Source organism: Thermodesulfitimonas sp., from assembly GCF_052743955.1.
Genome location: NZ_JBRAIN010000154.1, coordinates 1 through 2,539 on the forward strand (window position 1 = coordinate 1; position 2,539 = coordinate 2,539).

The 2,539-nt window shown below is 56.5% G+C and carries 5 protein-coding genes; 1 reads left to right on the top strand and 4 read right to left on the bottom strand.

Annotated features, from left to right (window positions below):
* The 3 genes from ACUVTA_RS09410 to ACUVTA_RS09420 all read right to left on the bottom strand — a co-directional run.
* Nucleotides 1–441 (bottom strand): AMP-binding protein (locus tag ACUVTA_RS09410; protein ID WP_445952680.1); only part of this gene is annotated, 441 nt, incomplete at its 3' end.
* 46 nt (nucleotides 442–487) lie between these two features.
* Nucleotides 488–715: a hypothetical protein gene (locus ACUVTA_RS09415; RefSeq protein WP_445952681.1), complete on the bottom strand. Its 228-nt coding sequence runs from the start codon at nucleotides 713–715 to the stop codon at nucleotides 488–490.
* A complete protein-coding gene (locus ACUVTA_RS09420; protein ID WP_445952682.1) occupies nucleotides 693–1,550 on the bottom strand; it encodes an IclR family transcriptional regulator in 858 nt (285 codons plus the stop codon). The genes ACUVTA_RS09415 and ACUVTA_RS09420 overlap by 23 nt, the downstream gene beginning before the upstream one ends.
* An 83-nt stretch (nucleotides 1,551–1,633) precedes the next feature.
* Here ACUVTA_RS09420 and ACUVTA_RS09425 point away from each other — a divergent pair, with 83 nt between their 5' ends.
* On the top strand, nucleotides 1,634–1,870 hold the full coding sequence (locus ACUVTA_RS09425) for a hypothetical protein (RefSeq protein ID WP_445952683.1): 237 nt from the start codon (nucleotides 1,634–1,636) through the stop codon (nucleotides 1,868–1,870).
* A gap of 69 nt (nucleotides 1,871–1,939) precedes the next feature.
* Here the strand turns inward: ACUVTA_RS09425 and ACUVTA_RS09430 are convergent, their stop codons facing one another.
* A complete protein-coding gene (locus tag ACUVTA_RS09430) occupies nucleotides 1,940–2,194 on the bottom strand; it encodes a hypothetical protein (RefSeq protein ID WP_445952684.1) in 255 nt (84 codons plus the stop codon).
* Nucleotides 2,195–2,539 lie beyond the last annotated feature (345 nt).

Sequence of the window (2,539 nt, forward strand, 5' to 3'; positions counted from 1 at the left end):
CCCAGGCTGGAGATCCAACACCCATAAGCCGGTATAGTAGTAATGAATAAGTGCGCTATGCGGCAGGACAACCCCTTTCGGCGTGCCGGTCGATCCGGAAGTGTAGAGGAGAACAAAAGGCGCCTCGCGGTCAAGTTGCGCCACCATCAGGGTGCCGCGCGCCGTTTCGACCGCTTCGTACCAGCTTCGCTCGCCTGCCTCCGCGCCCGTCCCCGCCAACCCCACGACAAAAACCTCTTTCAGGCGGGGGAAGCGGCGGCGGTTAACGCGCGACCGTAGCGCCGCCGTGGTGACCAGGGCTACCGCCCCGGAATCCTCCAGGATGCCGCTGAGCGCTTCGGGCATGTAACCTTCAAAAACGGGAACGGCGATGGCCCCAATTTTGACACAGCCTAAAAAGCTTATGTAAAACTCCGGCGTTGCTGGCCCAAAAAGGACCACCCGGTCCCCGATGCCGATACCGGCGGCTCTCAGTGCCAGAGCAAATTTATTCGGAAAGCTCTTTTAACTCCCCGTAAGTAAACTTCTGCTCCGTCGCCCCGTTCCAAAATTTAAAGGCAATATGGTCGCGAAGCCCCCGCGCGCACTGGCTATCTACCGCCATCCCAGCGATATTGAATTTTTGAGCGGGATAGATGCCAAGCACAACCGCAGCTTTTTCCCAGGTAAACTTCTGGTATGTAGCCTCATAATCAAGCAGGTTTGGTTCCCTCATCGTAGTAGATACCACCCTTCGCCGAACGGCTCTTCTGCTCCTCACGCAGCGGCTCCCCGACTTTACCCTGCTGGTACCCTAAACGCAGCGAAATAGAGTAACAGGACTCCTGAAGCGCCTTAATCAAGCGATTTATCCGCTCCAGGGTTAGACGGCTCGCGGGACCGGCGATACCGAGAGCCGCTACGGCCCGTCCGTGACGATCAAAAACCGGGGCCGCCACCCCGCGCAGGCTGTCCGCGTATTCCTCGGCGCTTACCGCAAACCCTTGCGTTCGGACCCGTTCGATGTGGAGGCGAAGCTGCTCAGGGTTAACGATAGTGTTAATTGTAAACTGCCTAAATTGGTGGCTCTCAAGATATTTTCGCAGCCGTTCTTCTGGCAGACACGCCAGGAGAACCTTCCCCTCCGCCGTGCAGTAGGCCGGAACCCGCAGGCCGAGATTCACCGTGATCGCTTCCTGGGAGTGAAACCGCTCGAGGTAGAGCACCTCACCACCTTCGAAAACGGCAAGCTGGGTGGTTTCCCCCGTAACCTCCGCCAGTTCTTTAAGATAAGGCAGAACCTCACGGCGAAAATCAAGCTGGTTGAGAAAATTGAGGGCGAGTGAAACAAACTTCATCCCCAGGCGGTAGCCGTCCGTAGCCTCATCCTGCTCCACAAAACCGTACTTAGCCAGCGTGGCCAGCAGCCGGTGCACCGTGCTCTTATGTAAGCCAAGGTCCTTCCCGAGCTTCGTAACCCCCACGCCGCTAGTGCTTTGTCCCAGTGCCTCTAGGATCGCGAGCGCCCTTTCCACGGAGTGAACAGGATAAAGCTTTTCTTCCTTGGACATCCCTTAACCCCGTTTTAAAAGTGCTATTATAACACTTAAAAAGGCCCGTAAAGGAATAACCCTACCTGGGGGTAAGGGGCTTAGTGGAAATAATAAACCTGGGTAACGCGATAACCCGCGAAGATATCGAGCACGCAAGACGCCTGTTAGCGGGGGTTAAACCCGGCGAAGAAGTAAGGATTATCCTCGAAGCAGCCGACGCCCACGAGGCGGATGACCTTTTTACCCTCCTGCGCCACGAAGGATTCGACTACCAGCCGAAAGGAAGCGGCAACGGGCGGCGCTATTACGTCACCGCCCGCCGCCTGTCTCCACGTTAACCCTTCGGGAAAACAACCACGCTCACCCGCTGGTCACCAAGTGTGGTGCCAACGGTTACGGAGTAGAGTTTACCGCCGATCTTCTTTATCAAAGCAAAGAGTCCTAATTGCATTTTGGGAACTGTCCAGCACTAACTTGTAGCCCTGCGCTTCCAGCTTTTTCTGAACGGCGCTCACATCCTCAATCCTGGTCTGTCGCTTCACGGCGTACGTAAAATGACTACCGCCACCACCACCCATTTGTGGGCCCATCTGCGGCCCCATCTGGCCCCCCATTTCGAAGAAAAGGGCCAGTTTCGCGCCGCCAAAAACCTTCTCCAACACCGGCTGCACATCCGCGTGTGGACCGCCCTCGCCAGATCCCCCGCTGGTTTAACCTCCTGTACCTTATCGTAATCAATAGATTGGGGCTGAAGGGGACGCGCCATTCCTGCCCCCGGCGACACCGGTTGGGGGGCCTCCTTTTTGCCGCACCCGGGAAACACCAGCAGAGCCGAAAACAATAGAGCTAATGCAGCCCGCAGGCCGTCCGGTAAAAAACCAAGCCCAAGCCCGGCGCTACGCTCCTACTTGTAAAATCAAGGGTACCGCCTCCCGTTTTATACCGCGGGGCTCTGCATTGAAATTCTCTCCGGTGGCAGTAAATCCTCTTAAACGCCCCAAAATTTT

What these genes read in the sequence shown, in the direction of transcription:
- ACUVTA_RS09415 (WP_445952681.1), bottom strand. Translation starts at nt 715, where the DNA reads ATGAGGGAACCAAACCTGCTTGATTATGAGGCTACATACCAGAAGTTT.
- ACUVTA_RS09420 (WP_445952682.1), bottom strand. Translation starts at nt 1,550, where the DNA reads ATGTCCAAGGAAGAAAAGCTTTATCCTGTTCACTCCGTGGAAAGGGCG.